Origin of the sequence: Psychroflexus sp. S27 (genome assembly GCF_002810405.1) — a bacterium.
Lineage (GTDB): Bacteria > Bacteroidota > Bacteroidia > Flavobacteriales > Flavobacteriaceae > Psychroflexus > Psychroflexus halocasei_A.
This window is the reverse complement of the sequence record NZ_NEXQ01000025.1, coordinates 16885-35795: the sequence shown is the minus strand read 5'-3', so window position 1 is coordinate 35795 and position 18911 is coordinate 16885. Positions and strand designations below refer to the sequence as shown.

The window sequence follows — 18911 nt, the reverse complement described above, 5'->3', positions numbered from 1 at the left end:
GAATCTAAAAATTTTTCACGAAATGCATCTAAAGTTTAATTTATTCTTAGGGTTTTTAATACTTTCAAGTGTTGTTTTTGCACAAAATGACACCATTAAAACAGAGAAATTAATTATTGTAAAGCAGTATTCACCAACAGTTAATGATGCTTTTAAAATTAAACAACGTCCTACAGAAAGTGATAGTGTTTCAACTGAAGTCAAACGTATTGATTATACTTTCTTAAATGTGCCAGTTGCTTCAACATTTACACCTGCAAAAGGTCGAGCATCAAGAGTTATTTTGCCTACAAAAGCTGACATGTATGATAATTATGCGCGATTAGGTTTCGGTAATTATACCACATTATTAGGCGAACTTTATTCAACTTTTGATTTAAATAACGGTAAAACTTTGGACCTTAACTTTTCTCACTTATCATCTCAAGGCGGAATAGATGAATTGTTGATTGATGACAAATACTATAACACACATCTTGATGTTGGGTTGAGTTCTGAAACGCGAGATTACGCATGGTCAGGTGCAGTTCACGTGAATCATGATGTTTATAATTGGTATGGTTTACCAAAGGATTTTGATGAAACGAGTCTGATTGATGATACACAACAAACCTATATGAACTTGGGTTTTAATGGAAAAGTTGAACCTTTGGGAAGAACTTTTATCCGTTCAGCTCAATTGAGATATGATATTTTTTCTGACGATTTTAAAGCTATGGAACATGATTTCAATTTTAAAGTTGATTCAGATTTAGACCTTGGTTATGATGATATCTTATCAACAACACTTGAAGTGGATTACCTTTCGACTGGTTACGGAGAATCTTACACACCTATCGGGTTTCAGGACTATTCATTTTTCAATATAAGTTTATACCCGAAAATGAGATTTGACATATCAGGATTGGATTTAAATGTGGGAGCAAAAGTTGCTTATAGTTCTGACATCGAGTATTCTGAAAGCGAATTTTATATTTATCCGAAAATTAGTTTGAATTATAATTTAACGGAAGACTTCAATGTTTTTGCTGGTGCTAAAGGAGATTTAAATCAGAATACTTACAGAGAGTTTGTTGATGAAAACCCTTTTGTGTCTCCTAATTTACCAATAACACCGACGAGTACTTCTTATGATATTTATGGAGGAATACAAGGGAAATTTGATAAATTAAACTACTTAGCAAAAGTGTCTTATGCTCAGCATGATAACTATGCTTTGTTCCGTCACAACACAAAACCTCCACTAAATATAGGTGTTTATCCTTTTGAACAGAACAATAGTTTTGGTGTTGTATACGATGATATGTCTCAACTCAACTTTAATTTTTCTTTAAATTATACGCCTCACGAGGATTTAGATTTAGGTTTTGATGCGAATTACAATGTTTATGATACAGATTCTCAAAAAGAAGCTTGGAATTTACCAGAAATAGAAGCTCAAATTTTTGGTTATTATGAATTCACTGATCAATGGAGGTTCGGTGCAACAGCATATTTTGTTGGCGAACGCGAATCTTATGATTTAGCTTTAAATTCTAATATTAATGCTTTTGAATACAGGTCAAAATCCCAAGATGCGTTTGTTGATTTAAATGCTGAAATTGAGTATCAAATCAATCCTCAGTTTGCTGTGTTTCTTAGAGGCAACAACCTTTTAGGAAGTGATAAAGAGCGATGGAAAAATTACGAGGTTCAAGGAATACAGGTGCTTGGAGGTTTAACATACAAGTTTAATTGGTAATAATGAGTTCTTCATAACTTAACATACAAGAAACATTTGATTATGGTGTCTTATTTAGTTTTGCAATTAAGAACCATGCTTAATTAATATAATGAGTAAAAAATCAAAGAAAGCTAAAAAGGCAAAAAAGTTTAAAAGGTATGACAGGAGTCGGCCATATCTAAATATCCTAGACTTTTTAACTGTTGAGAAAAACTTTTTAGCAATTGTTATTGTTGGGATTATCGTTGCTGCAATATCTACATCACACACATCTGTTGCAATGTGGGTTGGATTCTTTTTCGCGGCTTACGCTGCAGTTGCTAATGACAGTATCCAATCACTCGGAACCTTTATTGAAAGTAATAAAGCCAAGAAATGGTGGGTTTTATGGCTTTTTATTGGAGGGATCTTTCTTGCAACAGTCGCTTTTAGTTGGGTTTATTTTGATGGAGATGTTACTTATCAAAGACTGACAAATCCTGACGGAACTTCAGATTATCCACATCCAGATCAATTTACTTTCTTCCAAATTATAGCACCATTGGTCTTGCTGATTTTGACAAGACTTAGGATGCCAGTGTCAACAACTTTTTTACTTTTAAGTGTTTTTAGTGCTGATACATCAGGAATTACATCAGTTGTTTTTAAGAGTTGGACGGGCTATATTATGGCATTTGTTCTTTCATTTACAATTTGGTATCTCTCTTATAAAGCAATTAGAAAGTATTTTAAAAGTAGGAAACATAGCAATTATTGGACAGCAATTCAATGGGTTGTCAGTGGCTCACTATGGGCAACATGGGTGATGCAAGATGGTGCAAATATTGCAGTATTTTTACCTAGAGAACAAACATTTGCACAGTTCTCGATTTTTTCAATTTCAATATTTCTTGGCTTAGGTTTACTTTTTTACCTTCGTGGTGATAAAATTCAAGGTGTTGTTAGTGAAAAAACACGTATTTCAGATATAAGAGCCGCGACTTTAATCGATTTATCTTATGTGGTTTTATTAATATACAAGCTTTTTATTTCTACAGTTCCAATGAGTACAACTTGGGTTTTCCTAGGGATTATTGGTGGTCGAGAAATAGCGATTAGTTTATCAAGACGTAAAAAAGGTAATAAACATAAAAAGAAAGCAATCCGAATGATTGGTCGTGATTTTGCTTCTGCAATGACAGGTTTAGCGATATCGATTATTCTCGCAGCAAGTGGAAATAAAGCGATTAGAGAAGAAATATTTAATTCGATTGTAAATTTATTTTAAATAGTTATTAAATGAAAAAAAGATTTTATTTTCCACTTTTAGGAATATTAATTTTTGTAGCAAGTTGTCAATCAGATACCGATAAACGAATTAGTGTTGACACAATTATTTATAATGCTGTTATTTATACAGTTGATAAAGATTTTTCGAAAGCATCAGCTATCGTTATCAATTCTGACACAATTGTAGAAGTTGGTTCTAAAGAATTATTTAAGAAATATAATGCCAAAGAAAGAATCGATGCACAAAACAACACTGTTTTACCTGGATTGATTGATGCGCATGCACACTTTTATGGCTTAGGCTTACAGCAAAACCGTGTTGATTTAGTTGGAGCAGAATCTTTTAAAGAAGTTTTAATTAGACTCAACAATTTTAGATTGAGTCATCCCGAAGTTGAATTTATAATCGGAAGAGGTTGGGATCAAAACTTATGGGAAAACAAAGAGTTTCCTAATCGCTTACTTTTAGATAAAGCTTTTCCTTTTAAACCTGTTATTTTAACTCGTATTGATGGTCATGCTTTACTCGCAAATGAAACGGCTTTGAAAATGGCAGAAATCGATGAAAACACAAAAGTTTCTGGAGGTGAAATTATTAAAAACAAGCAAGGGAAAATTACTGGCGTATTAATCGATAATGCGATGGATCTTGTCTATGATATTATCCCTGAACCTGATGCAAAACAGATTTCTGATGCATTAATAAATGCGGAAAAAGTCACAGCTCGTTATGGTTTGACTTCGATTGTTGATGCAGGATTAGACAAATCTGTGATAGACATTATTGATAGTTTACAACAAAAAAATGAGTTAAAAACGCGTTTGTATGCAATGCTTTCTAACACACCAGAAAATATTGATTACTATATTAAGAATGGAAATTACAAAAGCAAAAGCTTAAATGTTCGTAGTGTCAAAGTTTATGCAGATGGCGCTTTGGGATCTCGAGGAGCTGCTTTAAAAGAGCCATATAGCGATAGGAAAGGTCATTTCGGAAGTATGATTATTGGGATTGATGAGTTTAATCAATTATCAGAAAAGTTGGCTGATTCAGATCTTCAAATGAATACGCATGCCATAGGAGATTCTGCTAATTATGTAGTTCTAAATCAATATGATAAAGTTTTGAAAGATCAATCGGATAAACGTTGGAGAGTTGAACATACACAAATCTTAGACGCGCCAGATTTTGATTTTTTTGATGGACACAATATTATTGCTTCTGTTCAGCCGACACATGCAACAAGCGATATGTATTGGGCTGAAGATCGATTAGGTGAAGAAAGAATTAAAAACGCATATGCTTATAAAAAATTACTTGATCAATCAGGAAAAATAGCACTTGGAACTGATTTTCCAATTGAAAAGGTCAATCCAATTCTAACATTTTATGCTGCAGTGAGTCGTCAAGATGTTGAAAATTATCCTGAAGGAGGCTTTCAAAAACAGAATGCTTTATCGCGTGAAGAAGCGCTTAAAGGAATGACAATTTGGGCTGCATACGCAAACTTTGAGGAAGACGAGAAAGGAAGTCTTGAGCCTGGAAAATTTGCTGATTTAACGATACTTGATCGTGATATTATGAATGTTCCATTATCTGAAATTCCTGAAACTAAAGTTTTGAGAACTTATATTGGTGGTGAACGTGTTTTTCCTAAATAATCAAAATCAGAATAGTTTTAATTCTGCTAAATAACTTTCATGTTCCTGAACTAAAAAACGGCAATTAAAGCCGTTTTTTTCTGCGCTTATTTTTAATTTTTCAAAGTCGAGATATAGCCAATCAAATTTTTCTGAGCAGTAATTTTTATAAGAAATTTGATAGCTCATTTCTCCATAATAATGATCAAACTCATCTTCATCAAATAGATATTTAAGATTTGTAGAGTCAAGATAAATACGAGCTTCAGGTTTAATAATTTCTTTCAGTTTATTAAAAAATTTATCAAGTCGATCTACTTTTCCGACAATGCCGATGCCATTCATCAAAAGTAAAACAGTGTCAAATTCTTTATAACTTGAATTGTCAAGCGTGAAAAAGTCCTCTTTGATAACGTTTTTTAGACCTCTTTGTTGGCAGACTTGAACAGATTTTTCTGAGATATCAATACCGTAAACATCATGATTTTTTTTATTTAAATCTAAAAGATGTGAGCCTGTACAACAACCGATGTCTAATACTTTTTTATCAGATAAATCGATTGCTGTTTTTTCTATCATTGGCATTTCATCATAGTTTCTAAAAAGGTAATCAACAGGAATGAGATCAGTGTCAAAATCTTTTGCATGGACTTGAATCGGACTTGTGTCTTGGTTTTTATAAAAAGCTTCAACAGATAATCCAAAAACATCTGTATGTAAATCAAAAGTTTGATTATTTAAATTAATTTTGCGCAATGGAGGAATTTTTAAACGACTTGCCAAAGTTAGCAAAAGAGAAGCATAAGGTGCATAAAAAGTTTTTGAAAAAACTAAAACAAAAACCACCAAAATCTCTGGATCAACAAATGCAAGAATTGCATGATGAAACTTTTGAAGAAATCGACTGTTTAAACTGTGCAAATTGCTGCAAAACCACAGGGCCACTTTTTACGAATAAGGATATAGAAAGGATTGCGAAGCATTTCAAAATGAAACCTTCGCAATTTATCCAAACTTATCTACGCATTGATGAAGACAATGATTATGTGTTGCAACAATTACCATGTCCTTTTTTAGCTGATGATAATTACTGTTTAATTTATGATGTTCGACCAAAAGCTTGTGCTGAATTTCCGCACACTGATCGCAAAAAGTTTCATCAGATTAACAACTTAACACTTAAAAATACAGAAGTTTGTCCTGCTGCATATCAAATTGTTGAAAAAATGATGACACGTCTTAAACATTAACTTCTACTAATTGTTTCTTTTCTACATAAGCTTCTAAAACCTTGAAGAAATTTAAGATGTCCTCTTCTTCATTGCAAGTATTGACTGTCACTAACCTTACAAATGTATGTTCATTAAAACTACCATAACCAACCATCAATTCAGCATCCTCATAGAGTGAATTGCAAAGTAGTTTTGGGTTGATCCCTTTGTAATTAAAACAAACAGAAACCGAATCTACGTCACTGTAAACTGTATAATCAGGATTGTTTTTTACATAGTCAAGAGCAACATTAGCCAAGTGAAATTGTTTATCAACCAATTGCTCTAATCCTTTAGTTCCTATAGATTTCCAGAGTGTCCAAAATTTGAGAGCATCGTTACGCCTTCCACATTGAATCGATGTTTTGCCTAAGTTATAATCATCACCATCAGTTTGGTATAAATAGTTAGCATCACATGCAAATGAATGTTTTAGATTTGCTTTGTCTTGAGTGACAATGATTGAGCAAGAAAGTGGAACACCAAGCATTTTATGAGCATTAAAACTAAATGAATCTGTTAGTTCTAATCCTTTTAAAAGGTGTTTATATTTATCACTAAAAATCGCTGCTCCGCAATATGCGCCGTCAACATGAAGCCAAATATCTTTAGATTTGATGACATTATGTATTGCTTTAATATCATCAAAAACACCTAAAACTGTTGTTCCAGCGGTCGCATTGACAAAACAGGGTTTATAGCCTGCCTCTTCGTCTTCAGCAATTTGTTGAGCTAATGCATCAACATCCATCTGTCCATTCGCATTGGTTTTAATATTCCTAATTTGATTTATACCAATTCCAGCAAATGTTGTATTTTTTTGAATAGAATAATGTGAATCTTCAGAAGTATAAACTGTCATTTTTGATGTTATACCTTCGTTTTTAATTTCGCGATTGTGGGCATCTCTGGCCATAATTAAAGCCATAAAGTTACTCATTGACCCGCCAGGAGGGAAGGTTCCATCGGCATTTTCATCGTAACTAATTAGTTCACAAACTTTTTTGATGATGTTTTTTTCGATACCAACTTGAGGTCCACCAACTTTATAAGTGTACATGCTATTGTTAAGCATAGCAGCGATAAGTTCACCTAAAGTTCCTTTAGATTGACGTCCGCCAAAAAGTTGATTAAAAAACAAGTTAGTTGACGTTCGCGGTGTATTGAGCACAACGTCAGTCAATGCTTTTTCTAAATCTTCTTCTGATAATGCTTCATCTTGAAGTTTTAAATCGAGTTGATCAAACAATTCTTGTGGCGGTATAGGTTTTACAACGCCATTTTCTTTTTCTTTTTGGAGAAGTTTAGTCGCTATTTTCTGAAATAATGATAAGTCTTCTTGCATTTGCATGTTCTGAAATTTATATTTACGAAAATAAATAAATAGATATCTATTTTTCGTTAAATAGATTTAAAATTTTTTAAAAACAAATTGCTTTGAAACAAATAACATCATTAAACCAACTTTTAGAGGAACTCCCAAAATGTGAAGGAAATGATTATGTACAAATTGCAAAAAATATGGATATTTCACCAGAAGATTTGAGTGCGTACGCTCATTTTTCTGATCAAACATACACGAGAAACTGCATCATGAGAACTCAAGATTTTGAGTTGCTTTTGTTATGTTGGAATAAAGGTCAAAAAACATCTATTCATAGTCATGATGGAGAAGAATGTTGGGTTTATTTAGCTGAAGGGAAATTGCGTGAAAAACGCTTTAAAGAAAATGGAGATTCAATTGAAAAAACGGATGATTCTAAAATGTCAGAATCTCGTTTATCTTATATGAATGATCACATGGGATACCATTCTTTAGAAAATATTGCAGATGATAAATCCATGAGTTTACATTTATACGTTTCGCCAATTGATGAGTGCAAGGTTTATGATGAAGAGGAAAAAAAGTTTAAGGATAAAGACCTGAAGTATTATTCTTACGAAGGAAAAATTTTAGATAATTAATATCATTTAATATGAACTGGACTACAGTTAAAGAGTTTGAGGATATCACTTACAAGAAATCCAATGGTGTTGCAAGAATTGCTTTTAATCGCCCTGATGTGAGAAATGCTTTTCGTCCGCAAACAACAAAAGAGCTTTACGAAGCTTTTTATGATGCCAATGAAGATACGTCAATAGGCGTTGTTTTATTAAGTGCTGAAGGCCCTTCTTCCAAAGATGGTGTTTACTCTTTCTGCAGCGGTGGTGACCAGAAGGCCAGAGGACATCAAGGTTATGTTGGTAATGATGGTTACCATAGGCTAAATATTCTAGAAGTACAGCGATTAATCCGTTTTATGCCTAAAGCTGTCATCGCAGTTGTACCTGGTTGGGCTGTTGGTGGTGGACATTCACTTCACGTTGTTTGTGATTTAACTTTAGCAAGTCAAGAACATGCTATTTTTAAGCAAACAGACGCTGATGTAACAAGCTTTGATGGTGGTTATGGATCTGCATATTTAGCTAAAATGGTTGGACAGAAAAAAGCGAGAGAAATCTTTTTCCTAGGAAGAGATTATTCAGCTCAAGAAGCTTATGAAATGGGAATGGTCAATGCCGTTATTCCTCATGAAGATCTTGAAGACAAAGCTTATGAATGGGCACAAGAGATTTTGGCAAAATCACCAACATCAATTAAAATGCTCAAATTTGCGATGAACTTAACTGATGACGGAATGGTTGGTCAACAAGTTTTTGCAGGAGAAGCAACTCGTTTAGCTTATATGACTGAAGAAGCTAAAGAAGGACGCAATGCATTTTTAGAAAAAAGAAAACCAAACTTTGAAAAGAAGTGGATTCCTTAAAACTTAAGTATATTTGTTAATCAAATACATGAAATATGTCACCAATTTTAACAGAAGAAGAGTTAGCAAAATATAAAAATCAATCAGCTGATTATGAAAAAAAAATTGCTGAGCGAGATGCGGCTATTGAGCGACAGCAGAAAGAAAATGAAGCTATTGAAAACAAAAAACGCACAGCAACAACAATCGCTGTTATATTATTAATTCTTCTTTTGGTGGTGATAGCCTTGGCTTATACAAGCCCATCCACATTAGGAATTTCTAGTGAAAAAGCAACAACAGAAACCTCTCAACAAGAGGAACTTGTCTCCTTAAAATCAGAAAATGAAAATCTTAAGCAAGAAATCTCAATCTTAGAAAGTCAATTGGAGAAGAAGCAAAGCTCTGTTGATTTTAAAGAACCTGAGACTTATTTCTCAGTTCAAGTTGGCGCGTTTGAACGCTATGAAGTTCCGACACTTTCCAAAGATTTCTTGGTTTTGAGAGGTGATGAAAATTATTATTTAAACTCATATTCTATCGGGGTATTTCAAACTTTAGAAGAAGCTCAAAAACTAAGATCAGCACTCGAAAAAATGGGTTTTGATGATGTTTTTACAGCTAAATATAAAAACGCTAAACGCATTGACATCATTGAATAATATAACAGATCAGGAATTTGAAAATGTCTCATTAGATATTTCCAATTTGCCTGATTTCAAGGCAGTGGACACTCAAGGTCTAAACAAACGATACCTTATTTTTTTACGCTCTCGTTTACTTTTATTTTTTGTGCTTTATCTTACAGCCGCTGGACTTATTTATTTTTTGTCTAATATTCAAATGATAAACCTCATTTTGGTTTTAGGTGTCCCGTTTGTTATTTTTTTAATTTCCTTTATTGAAATTGAAATGGGCTTTCACAAACGTCAAGTTGGGGTGAGAGAGCATGATTTATATTACGCAAGAGGTTTTTTATACCATAAAGAAACGCTAGTCCCTTTTAAAAATATTCAGCATGTTGAAGTCAGCCAAAACCTGATTTTGAAATGGTTTAAGTTATATGAAGTGATATTTTATACTGCAGGAGCTTCATCTGGAGATTTAAAAATTAAAGGCTTAGATGAGCAAACATCACGAAGGCTTAAGGCTATTGTGATGCACAAAAACGAATCAGTTGAGGAAGGAAACCAACAACTTTAGAGAATCTAGACATCAGTCATTTAATGGTGTTTTTTTAATGTTTTTTGCTGATTTAATCAAACGCATCAAACAAAATATATATCTAATTGCGTTGCCTTTTGTCAGTGAAAGTGTTAGAGATTACATTCTTTATTTTTATTTGGGTCTCATTGCCTTAGTCGTTCTTCAGTTTATTTATACCTATGTGCTTTTCAGAAAATATACATTTTATATCTCTGATGATGCTTTTCATCTTCACAAAGGCTTATTTAAAAGGCGTGAAATAGAAATTCCTTTTGATCGTATTCAAAATATTAATTTACAACAGAATTTCTTACAACAAATATTATCCGTTGTTGGTTTAGATATTGAAACAGCTGGTGAATCAAAAGCTGAAGTTCAAATAAGAGCTTTGCGAAAAGAAGATGCTGAAGAACTTAAAAGATTATTGTTGGTCAGAAAGCATGAAAAGCTGTCGGAAGATGATTTGGATGATCAATTTGTTTCTCAAGACGAAAGAAAGGATAAGCTTAATAACAATTTAAAATATAATGAAACTGTTGTATTTCAACTCGGTTTTTTTGAATTATTAAAAGTCGGTTTGAGTTCGAATATTTTGAAAGGGTTGAGTCTTGTTTTAGCCTTCATAGCTTACGCCTTTAATACTTTTTCAGATTTTCATAAGCAAAATTATGATGAGTTTTTAACTGAACAAATTACGACAAACAATCATTATTTCACCGGTCAATTATTGTTGGTCTTTTTAGCTGTTTTTGCTTTTATTGCAATCGGATTTATAGTCACGGCCATATTTACCATCCTCAAGTATTTTAATCTCAGAGTTATAGAGCTTGATCAAGATTATGAAGTTGAGTATGGTCTTTTTAATCGATTTAAAAAAGTTTTGAAATCTTCAAAAGTGCAAACCTTAGAATTTAGAACAAACCCTGTCAGAAAACTTTTTGGTTTTGAAAATGCTTTTGTGAGTCAAGCGAGTGCAGAAGAAACTTCAGAGAAGAATAAAATTGGTTTGGTGGGATTACCTGCTGATTATGTGAAACTTTTTTTTAAAATTCTATTCAATGGGAGAGTTTTAAATGAACAATCTTTTATAAAATTGAAATGTCAGCTTTTTAGACTTCGTGTTGATTTGTCTCGTCTGTTTTTTACGATGATCGCTCTTATCTTACTGTTTATTTGGTATCAATCTTCTATTTATTCATTTATCATCTTGCTTTTTTTATCAGTATTATTAGCTGTATTTTCTTATCTGAGAGTCAAAAAATCTTATGTTTCATTCTCTGATGATATACTAAAAATTGGAAGTGGCATCATTGGAACCAGAACAACATATTTAGAAATTTATAAAATTCAATCAATAAGAGTGAGCCAAAGTGTTTTTCAGAAAAGAAGAGGTCTATCAAGCTTAACAATTTATACCGCATCAGGAAGTTTGAAGGTTAAGTATTTAGATGCTAAAAATATTCAGAAACTAACGAATTACTTGATGTTTAAAATTGAATCTTCAAAACAAGAATGGATTTAAAACACAAAAAGAGCTTTGATTCTTAAAAACCAAAGCTCTTTAAGCAGTATATAAATAGGTTTTATAACTTATCTAATCGCTGGAAATTCTTGAGGATTGAATTCATGCATAATCGCATAAACTTTCTCAAAAACATCTTCTGCTGATGGTTTAGAGAAGTAATCTCCATCAGTTCCATAAGCAGGTCTGTGCTCTTTAGCTGTCAACGTTTGAGGTTTACTATCTAAATATTGATAAGCATTTTGCTCATCGATAATTTTTTGTAAAATAAAAGCAGAAGCACCTCCTGGTACATCTTCATCAATAACTAGTAAACGATTTGTTTTCTCAACGCTTTTAACGATGTCGTGATTTAAATCAAAAGGTGATAAAGATTGTACATCTATCAATTCGATATCAATACCAATTTCAGCTAATTCTTCAGCGGCTTGCTCTATAATTCTTAGCGTAGAACCATAAGAAACAACTGTTATATCTTGACCATCACGTATTGTTTCAACTTGACCGACAGGTGTTCTAAACTCACCTAAATTGGATGGTAACTTCTCTTTTAGTCTATAACCATTTAGGCATTCAACAATTAAAGAAGGCTCATCACTTTCTAGCATTGTGTTATAAAAACCTGCAGCTTTAGTCATATTACGAGGAACAAGTACATTGATACCACGAACAAGATGTAAAATTCCGCCCATTGGTGAACCTGAGTGCCAAATACCTTCTAGTCTGTGACCACGCGTTCTTACAATTAATGGCGATTTTTGTTTGCCTTTAGTTCTATAAAGTGTTGTTGCTAAATCATCACTCATGATTTGTAATGCGTACAATAAATAATCGAGGTATTGGATTTCAGCAATCGGTCTTAAACCTCTTAATGACATCCCGATGCCTTGACCTAATATTGTTGCTTCACGGATTCCAGCATCAGAGACTCTGAGTTCTCCATACTTTTCCTGAAGTCCTTCTAAACCTTGGTTAACATCACCAATTTCACCAGCATCTTCACCAAAAATTAAAGTCTCAGGTTTATTTTTGAAAATTGCATCAAAGTTATCACGCATAATGATTCTTGCATCAACTTCTTCTGAGTTGTCATCATATGCAGGAAGAACTTCAGCAATGTTTTTTGCACTTCCTTCATAGTCGCTCCATAAATGTTGGCTATAATCAGGTTGAACTTTCTGACTAAAATCTTCTAGCCAATTGATTAGATTTGATTTTACTTCGTTTTGTTCGTGACGAACATAACGTAAAGCTTTTCGGCAATCAGCAAAAATTCTACTTTTAATTGTATTTGTATCTTCTTTTAATCCGTTGATTAAAGATTGAATTTTCTCACTCTCATCTGAAGTATTTTCTAAATCTTCAAGAAGTTCTAGAGCTTCTTTCTTGAAAGTTTTGGCTTGCGTTCCAAAAGCTTTAACTGCAGCTTTCTTTCCATCTCGCACTTCTTTTTTGATTGATTTTTCAAGATCGCTTAATTCTTCATCAGTCGCAATTCCTTTGCTAATCATCCATTCGCGCATCTTTAAATTACAGTCATGCTCAGTTTCCCACTCTAAACGTTCTTTACTTTTGTAACGTTCGTGTGAGCCAGAAGTAGAGTGACCTTGCGGCTGAGTTAATTCAATAACATGTATTAAAACAGGAACATGCTCTTCTCGTGCTATTTTTTCAGCTCTTTGGTAAGCATCGATTAATGCTGCGTAATCCCAACCTTTTACTTTGATGATTTCGTAACCTTTATCTTTATTATTTCTTTGAAATCCACTTAGTATTTCAGAGATGTTTTCTTTTGTAGTTTGATGTTTTGCGTGAACAGATATTCCGTATTCATCATCCCAAACATTAATTACCATAGGAACTTGTAAGACTCCAGCTGCGTTGAATGTCTCCCAGAAAAGGCCTTCACTCGTGCTGGCATTCCCGATTGTTCCCCAAGCAATTTCGTCTCCGTTTTTAGAGAAATTTTCAGTGTCAATACCTTCTACATTTCTGTATATTTTAGAAGCTTGTGCAAGACCTAAAAGTCTTGGCATCTGCCCAGCAGTAGGAGAAATATCTGCACTTGAATTTTTTTGTTCAGTGAGATTTTTCCATGAGCCGTCTTCATTTAAGCTGTGTGTCATAAAGTGTCCACCCATTTGGCGGCCACCAGACATTGGCTCATCTTCAATATTAGTGTTGGCGTATAAGCCAGAAAAGAATTGTTCTATTGTCAGTTGGCCGATAGCCATCATAAATGTTTGGTCACGGTAATATCCAGATCTGAAATCACCGTTTTTAAAAGATTTTGCCCAAGCGAGTTGAGGTACTTCTTTCCCATCACCGAAGATCCCGAATTTTGCTTTACCTGTAAGCACTTCGCGTCTTCCTAATAAACTGCATTCACGACTTGTGACAGCAATTTTGTAATCTTCTAAAACTTCTTTTTTGAAGTCTTCAAATGAAATATCTTTATTTTGTGCGACGTCTTGCATTCGTATGAATTTTAGTTCTTGCGAATGTAAGAAAAATGTAGTAAATAATCAAGTACTAAAAGCTGGTTTGACTGATGATTTTTGAATAAATGTTAGTCAGAAGACTTTTTGTTAGTAATTTTACATCAAATTTAACGATTTCATGATTATCTTTTAACGAAGATAAGTCTCGGAATTTATTCTAATTGAAGTTTTTAAGTTCATGTTTTGTGATATTCACTATCAAAAAATAAATCTTTATGTTAAATGATTAACGGTATTTTTCATTGACTTTAATACCATTTTCTTTTAAAAAGTCCTAAAAGTGTTTTAAAATCTAATGTGACAATAAAACGGATGTTTTCATCATAATGATTGTCAGAAACCTCCCAACCATTATTTGAATAAATAGGGAGATAGAGTTCAAAATAATCTTCGACTAAATTTAAACGAATGCCTGAATCATAAATGAAGTTAGCAGATTCTCCCATGTCTTTATGGAAGCCTAAATCTGCGTAAGCAAAAATCCAGTTCCAGATGGTTGTGCTCACATTCGATGTTGCTATCCAGCGATCAGCATATCGGTTTTCAAATATAGATTTAAAACCTCCTTCCGCTTGAATGTATTGTTGACTAAATAATCCGTCATCTTCACTTCTTCCGTAGTAATTGTAGTCAAACATGTAGTCTGAAGGTCTGTCGATTCCGAAACTAAAATAATCAGAATCGTTGGTGTCATTATATAAAAATAATCCTGCAAATAATCTGATATTGATTTGTCTGTTATTTTCAAAAAGCTTTCTATACCTTACGGATGCTGAGACTTTACTGAATTTTTTTGAAATTTCGTAATCAATTTGAGTCGTAAAGAAATGATCCAGGTTTTTATCCTGAAAAGCATAAGTAATATTGAAAACGTTATAATTTGGTTCTTCTGTTTCAACGGTTTCACTTTCATCTTGATCGACATTAACAGTTCTCAAAGTTAAATAATGACGTTTATTACTTCTTAAATCTGTTGGTCTGTAAGCCATTTGCATAAATGCAGAATAACGTTTGTAAAACAAGTCTGTGTTATATGAATATCTTGAACCGCTTGCGCCATATCTTATTCTAAACAAATCTTGTTGTTTAAAATATTGTGTGTAATCAAAACTAATTGAGCCAACAACGGCTTGACTCCCAAAACCATATTTCGGACCAATATCGTAGCTAAAATTTTTTGGTAGGAGAGAGGTGTTGTAAATTTTTGAACCAATAGCAATACCGTCATAAAGGTTGTAAGTAAACTCGGGCATTACAAATACTTGATTGTATTCTGGATCTTCAATATCTTCTAATAAACGGACTTGAATCGGTTTGTTAAAGATTTTATTTTTGCGTTTAATATTATTTCTAGCATTATATTCTGGCAAACTATAATCATAATTAACCATAAATTTGTTTGCTTCAGGCGTATTGACCTGTAAAGTTTTTGAATGCCACTTAAAATCTTCAATCCAGATGCTTTTAATGAAATCATCATCTTTATAAAGTCCTAATTTAACTGGCATAGGACTTTCTGTTTTATTGATAACTTCAACTTCAAAACCTTGATCATTTCTTGAAACTCTTCCAACCTTAAAGTCGATGTCTTTGTATGAGTTAAGATAGTTATCTTTAAACCAAGCTATATTTTTATCTGTGTTTTTTTCTAATGTTTTTAGAAATAATTCTGACGAAGCATGGCTTAAATTCTTTTCTTTAAAAAACTCACGAATACTTTGATTTAAGTTTTCTTGACCAATATAATCGCCTAAATATTTAAGACCTAAACCTGCTTGATATGGACTCGAAAGCTGCCTGTTAAATTTAAGCATTTCGTCTTGAGGCATGTCAATAGGTTGCTTCAGGTTTTGTCGAATCATTGTTTCATGAATGAATCTATATCTGTCATTAAACATTAAGTCTGAGGCATGAAACCAACGAACACCAAAAAACTTACTAAAGCTGCCTAAAAGCTTCATGTCTGGATAATATTTATCGATGTAATCTATCATCAATTTGACTGTTAAAGCATCGATGAACCACTTGTCTTTTCTTGTATTTATCGCGATTTTTGTTTTCAGATATTTAAGCGTCATCGTTTTGAGAAGTTTGACATCATACTGAAAACCATCAGGGAAAGGTCTGATAAAACTTGGTAATTGATTTAAGCCATAAACAGGAGATAGGCTATAATCGAGTTCAGAAACCAATAATTTTGGATGTGGGAATTTGCCAATGTTTTCATTCAAGAAAAAGGCAACTCTATCTGTTATTAATGCCTTGATTTCTGGACGAACAGATTCTGACTCTAAATTTGATATGACTTCAACTAAATCTGTTTTAACAGAAGAAAACTCATCTCTTCTCGTTAAATAAACATCATTGTCTAAAATTTGTTGACCTGAAAGTTTAAATTTATTTTTTTGATAACTTATTTGAAGTTCAGTCATGTCAAAGCTAGATTTCAAAAAGATACCTTTAGGAATTTCAAAGTTCAAATTATAATCTAAGAATTGAGTTGGATAATCATCAAGTGCTTTGTTGCTATATAAAACCCAATCATTTTGATGTTTTGCAGGTGTAATAAGCCAGTCTTTTAGCCTTAATTTATCAGCAGACCATCCTGATTTAACCAGGCCTTGTATTGGAATATTGAGATGATAATTGAGTTGAAGGTTTACGGAATCTTCAGGTTCTAGTGGTTTTTCTAAAACAATGAAAAGTATATCGGGTTGATTTTCTTTATAAAACCAGTTTGTATTTTGTGAGCTTACGTAAAAATCCTTCAGTTGAGTGTAGCCTCTTAATTCTTTAGAAGTGAAATGAAATTTTCTGGCATATTCTTCAGCAAATCGTTTTGCAAGCGGACTATCTTTATCAGAAAAGGCATTATTCCAATCATAAAAATAAAGTGTATCAAGCTTTTTTTTAGTCGTATTGACAAAATCGATTTGAGAATTGACATCTAAACGTTTTAAATTTTTAGACACAACAATGTCAGCCGTTATTTTATGGTGTTGACCATAAGTCAGGCTTATTCCCAGAATAAAGCAAAATATAAAATGCTTCATTTGGTTTTTTTAGCGTTTGATTATCTTGATGTGACCTTCTAAATCAGTTATTTTAAGCATATAAATTCCGTTTGGATAGGCTGAGATGTCATAACTTCTAAAAGTGTTATTTATTGTAAAACCACCTAAGTTTTGACCTAAACTGTTATAAATATATGCTTTTTTGCCAATAAGTGAAGAATTGAACTTAAAATCTACCATATCATCAACTAAGTTTCCACTTAAAAGAGAGACGTTATTTTTGATTTGATAATTTTTGACTTTCAAAAAGTTTGAATCAGTTTCTAAACTCATCACAACAGGTAAGTGATCACTCATATCATAAAGTAGATTTCTTAAATCCTGATCAAAATCTCCAGTACAATTGATATAGTTAATATTGTTATTAAAGCAATTTGCATTATTTCCGTAGGCTTGATAAGTATCTTCAACATATCTGATGTTGTTCGTTTGCTCAGCTAAGTTATCTGAAATAAAAATAAAATCAAATCTATCATCTAAACCACCGCCAGCACCATGATCTCCGAAATTGCCGTTACTTCTCCTTGTACTCTGTGTATGCACATCGCTGTATGTGGCGTTGTTGTGCCACTCGCCAACACGATTTAACGGATCAAGCATATCTGTGTTTAAAGTTCCGTATTGTATTGTCACGAAACCTGCTTCAGTAGGAGAATAAAAATTAAAATCGCCACCGAAAATAATATTAGCATCAGCATCTAAATCAGAAATATAATTGACAAATTTCGTAGCTTCAAAATACCGTTCCTGCTGATTGCTTTCATATTGTCCTGCTTTAAAGTGAGCAACAAAAACATGAAGCATTTCTTCATCAGCTGTGTTCATCTGAAATTTGTAATGATTGATATCTCTAATATTTGTTTGAATCTGATTAGTTTCCATAAGCTGCATTTTTTCAGTTTTAAAAAATACAAGTTGATGTAAATTTCCTCCAAAACCAGATGTATTGTAAACAAAAGGCGCAGAAGAAACTGATTGTTCAGTATAATCAAATGATTGATTTAAGATTAAATTCATATCGGCTTCAGTTTGTAATTCTGACACCATAAAGATATCAGGATCATAACTTGCTAAGATCGAATTGAGAATGTCGGATCTGTCAGTAGGTGGCGCTTCTGAAAAATCAAGCAAATTATAAAACATCGTTTTGATCGTCTCTTGCGAATAGCTTTGAAACGAAAAAACTATGAATAAACTTAATATAAATTGAAGCTTAACTTTCATTAAAAATTAGGACTTAGATCAAATTTATCATAGAATTGATCGAGTATTTCAGCAACTTCCTCCTCAGAGTCAACAAGCTGTATCAAATCTAAATCTTCAGGATTGATTGTTGCGTAATCATCACTCAAGGTTTTCTTGATCCAATCTAATAAACCACTCCAGTAATCTTTGCCTACAAGAATAATCGGAAATTTATCGATTTTACGCGTTTGTATAAGTGTGATTGCTTCAAACAATTCGTCTAAAGTTCCAAAACCACCAGGCATCACAACAAATCCTTGAGAATACTTGACAAACATGACTTTTCTAACAAAGAAATAATCAAAATCTAAGCTTTTATCTTTATCGATATATGGGTTGTCGTGCTGCTCAAAAGGTAAATCAATATTTAGACCAACAGAAGTACCACCACCTTGATGAGCGCCTTTATTTCCAGCTTCCATGATGCCAGGACCTCCGCCAGTGATCACGCCGAAACCTTTTTCGACAATTTTCTCGGAAACCTTGACAGTTAGTTCGTAATATTTGTCACCAGGTTTCATTCTGGCAGAACCAAAAACAGAGACGCATGGCCCAATTTCGCTCATTCGTTCATAGCCATGAACAAATTCACTCATTATTTTAAACAAAGCCCAGCTGTCGTTTGTTTTTATTTCGTTCCAGTTTTTATAATGTTTAGTCACCATGTCTTTTA

The 18911-nt window shown here is 32.9% G+C and carries 15 protein-coding genes; 9 read left to right on the top strand and 6 right to left on the bottom strand.

What is annotated here, in order from left to right; all coding sequences use genetic code 11:
- Positions 1-22 precede the first annotated feature (22 nt).
- From CAP47_RS10455 to CAP47_RS10445, 3 genes are all read left to right on the top strand, one after another.
- Positions 23-1741: a TonB-dependent receptor gene (locus CAP47_RS10455; RefSeq protein ID WP_100776579.1), complete on the top strand. Its 1719-nt coding sequence runs from the start codon at positions 23-25 to the stop codon at positions 1739-1741.
- A gap of 91 nt (positions 1742-1832) precedes the next feature.
- On the top strand, positions 1833-2990 hold the full coding sequence (locus CAP47_RS10450; RefSeq protein WP_093239223.1) for a hypothetical protein: 1158 nt from the start codon (positions 1833-1835) through the stop codon (positions 2988-2990).
- A gap of 11 nt (positions 2991-3001) precedes the next feature.
- Positions 3002-4654, top strand: a complete 1653-nt coding sequence (locus tag CAP47_RS10445; RefSeq protein WP_100776578.1) for an amidohydrolase — start codon at positions 3002-3004, stop codon at positions 4652-4654.
- Positions 4655-4660: 6 nt separating this feature from the next.
- Here the strand turns inward: CAP47_RS10445 and CAP47_RS10440 are convergent, their stop codons facing one another.
- Positions 4661-5389 carry a class I SAM-dependent methyltransferase gene (locus CAP47_RS10440; RefSeq protein ID WP_238141039.1) on the bottom strand — a complete coding sequence of 243 codons (729 nt, stop codon included), beginning with the start codon at positions 5387-5389 and terminating at the stop codon, positions 4661-4663.
- Here CAP47_RS10440 and CAP47_RS10435 point away from each other — a divergent pair.
- Entirely contained in the window at positions 5389-5883 is a 495-nt protein-coding gene (locus CAP47_RS10435; RefSeq protein WP_100776577.1) for a YkgJ family cysteine cluster protein, read from the top strand. The two genes, CAP47_RS10440 and CAP47_RS10435, sit on opposite strands and share 1 nt — an antisense overlap.
- Here CAP47_RS10435 and CAP47_RS10430 read toward each other — a convergent pair.
- Positions 5873-7255 (bottom strand): pyridoxal phosphate-dependent decarboxylase family protein, encoded by a 1383-nt coding sequence (locus tag CAP47_RS10430; RefSeq protein ID WP_317042711.1) that lies wholly within the window; start codon positions 7253-7255, stop codon positions 5873-5875. The genes CAP47_RS10435 and CAP47_RS10430 overlap by 11 nt on opposite strands.
- Before the next feature lie 86 nt (positions 7256-7341).
- Here CAP47_RS10430 and CAP47_RS10425 point away from each other — a divergent pair, with 86 nt between their 5' ends.
- The 5 genes from CAP47_RS10425 to CAP47_RS10405 are packed head-to-tail and all read left to right on the top strand — an operon-like array spanning position 7342 to position 11418.
- Complete coding sequence (locus CAP47_RS10425; protein WP_100776576.1) at positions 7342-7869, top strand: cysteine dioxygenase; 528 nt, start codon at positions 7342-7344, stop codon at positions 7867-7869.
- Between the two features lie 11 nt (positions 7870-7880).
- The gene (locus tag CAP47_RS10420) at positions 7881-8711 is read left to right on the top strand and encodes a 1,4-dihydroxy-2-naphthoyl-CoA synthase (protein ID WP_100776575.1); all 831 of its coding nucleotides are present in this window, start codon (positions 7881-7883) and stop codon (positions 8709-8711) included.
- 35 nt (positions 8712-8746) lie between these two features.
- Positions 8747-9352, top strand: coding sequence for a hypothetical protein (locus CAP47_RS10415; protein WP_100776574.1), 606 nt, complete (start codon positions 8747-8749; stop codon positions 9350-9352).
- Positions 9345-9893, top strand: a complete 549-nt coding sequence (locus CAP47_RS10410) for a PH domain-containing protein (RefSeq protein WP_192869988.1) — start codon at positions 9345-9347, stop codon at positions 9891-9893. The genes CAP47_RS10415 and CAP47_RS10410 overlap by 8 nt, the downstream gene beginning before the upstream one ends.
- Positions 9868-11418 carry a PH domain-containing protein gene (locus CAP47_RS10405; protein ID WP_153043516.1) on the top strand — a complete coding sequence of 517 codons (1551 nt, stop codon included), beginning with the start codon at positions 9868-9870 and terminating at the stop codon, positions 11416-11418. The genes CAP47_RS10410 and CAP47_RS10405 overlap by 26 nt, the downstream gene beginning before the upstream one ends.
- A 68-nt stretch (positions 11419-11486) precedes the next feature.
- Here CAP47_RS10405 and CAP47_RS10400 read toward each other — a convergent pair whose 3' ends face one another.
- The 4 genes from CAP47_RS10400 to CAP47_RS10385 form a co-directional block, all read right to left on the bottom strand.
- On the bottom strand, positions 11487-13895 hold the full coding sequence (locus CAP47_RS10400) for a thiamine pyrophosphate-dependent enzyme (RefSeq protein WP_100776571.1): 2409 nt from the start codon (positions 13893-13895) through the stop codon (positions 11487-11489).
- 272 nt (positions 13896-14167) lie between these two features.
- Positions 14168-16972 carry a metalloprotease gene (locus CAP47_RS10395; RefSeq protein ID WP_100776570.1) on the bottom strand — a complete coding sequence of 935 codons (2805 nt, stop codon included), beginning with the start codon at positions 16970-16972 and terminating at the stop codon, positions 14168-14170.
- Positions 16973-16981: 9 nt separating this feature from the next.
- The gene (locus CAP47_RS10390; protein ID WP_192869987.1) at positions 16982-18136 is read right to left on the bottom strand and encodes a T9SS type A sorting domain-containing protein; all 1155 of its coding nucleotides are present in this window, start codon (positions 18134-18136) and stop codon (positions 16982-16984) included.
- Between the two features lie 80 nt (positions 18137-18216).
- Complete coding sequence (locus tag CAP47_RS10385; protein ID WP_100776568.1) at positions 18217-18903, bottom strand: TIGR00730 family Rossman fold protein; 687 nt, start codon at positions 18901-18903, stop codon at positions 18217-18219.
- Positions 18904-18911 lie beyond the last annotated feature (8 nt).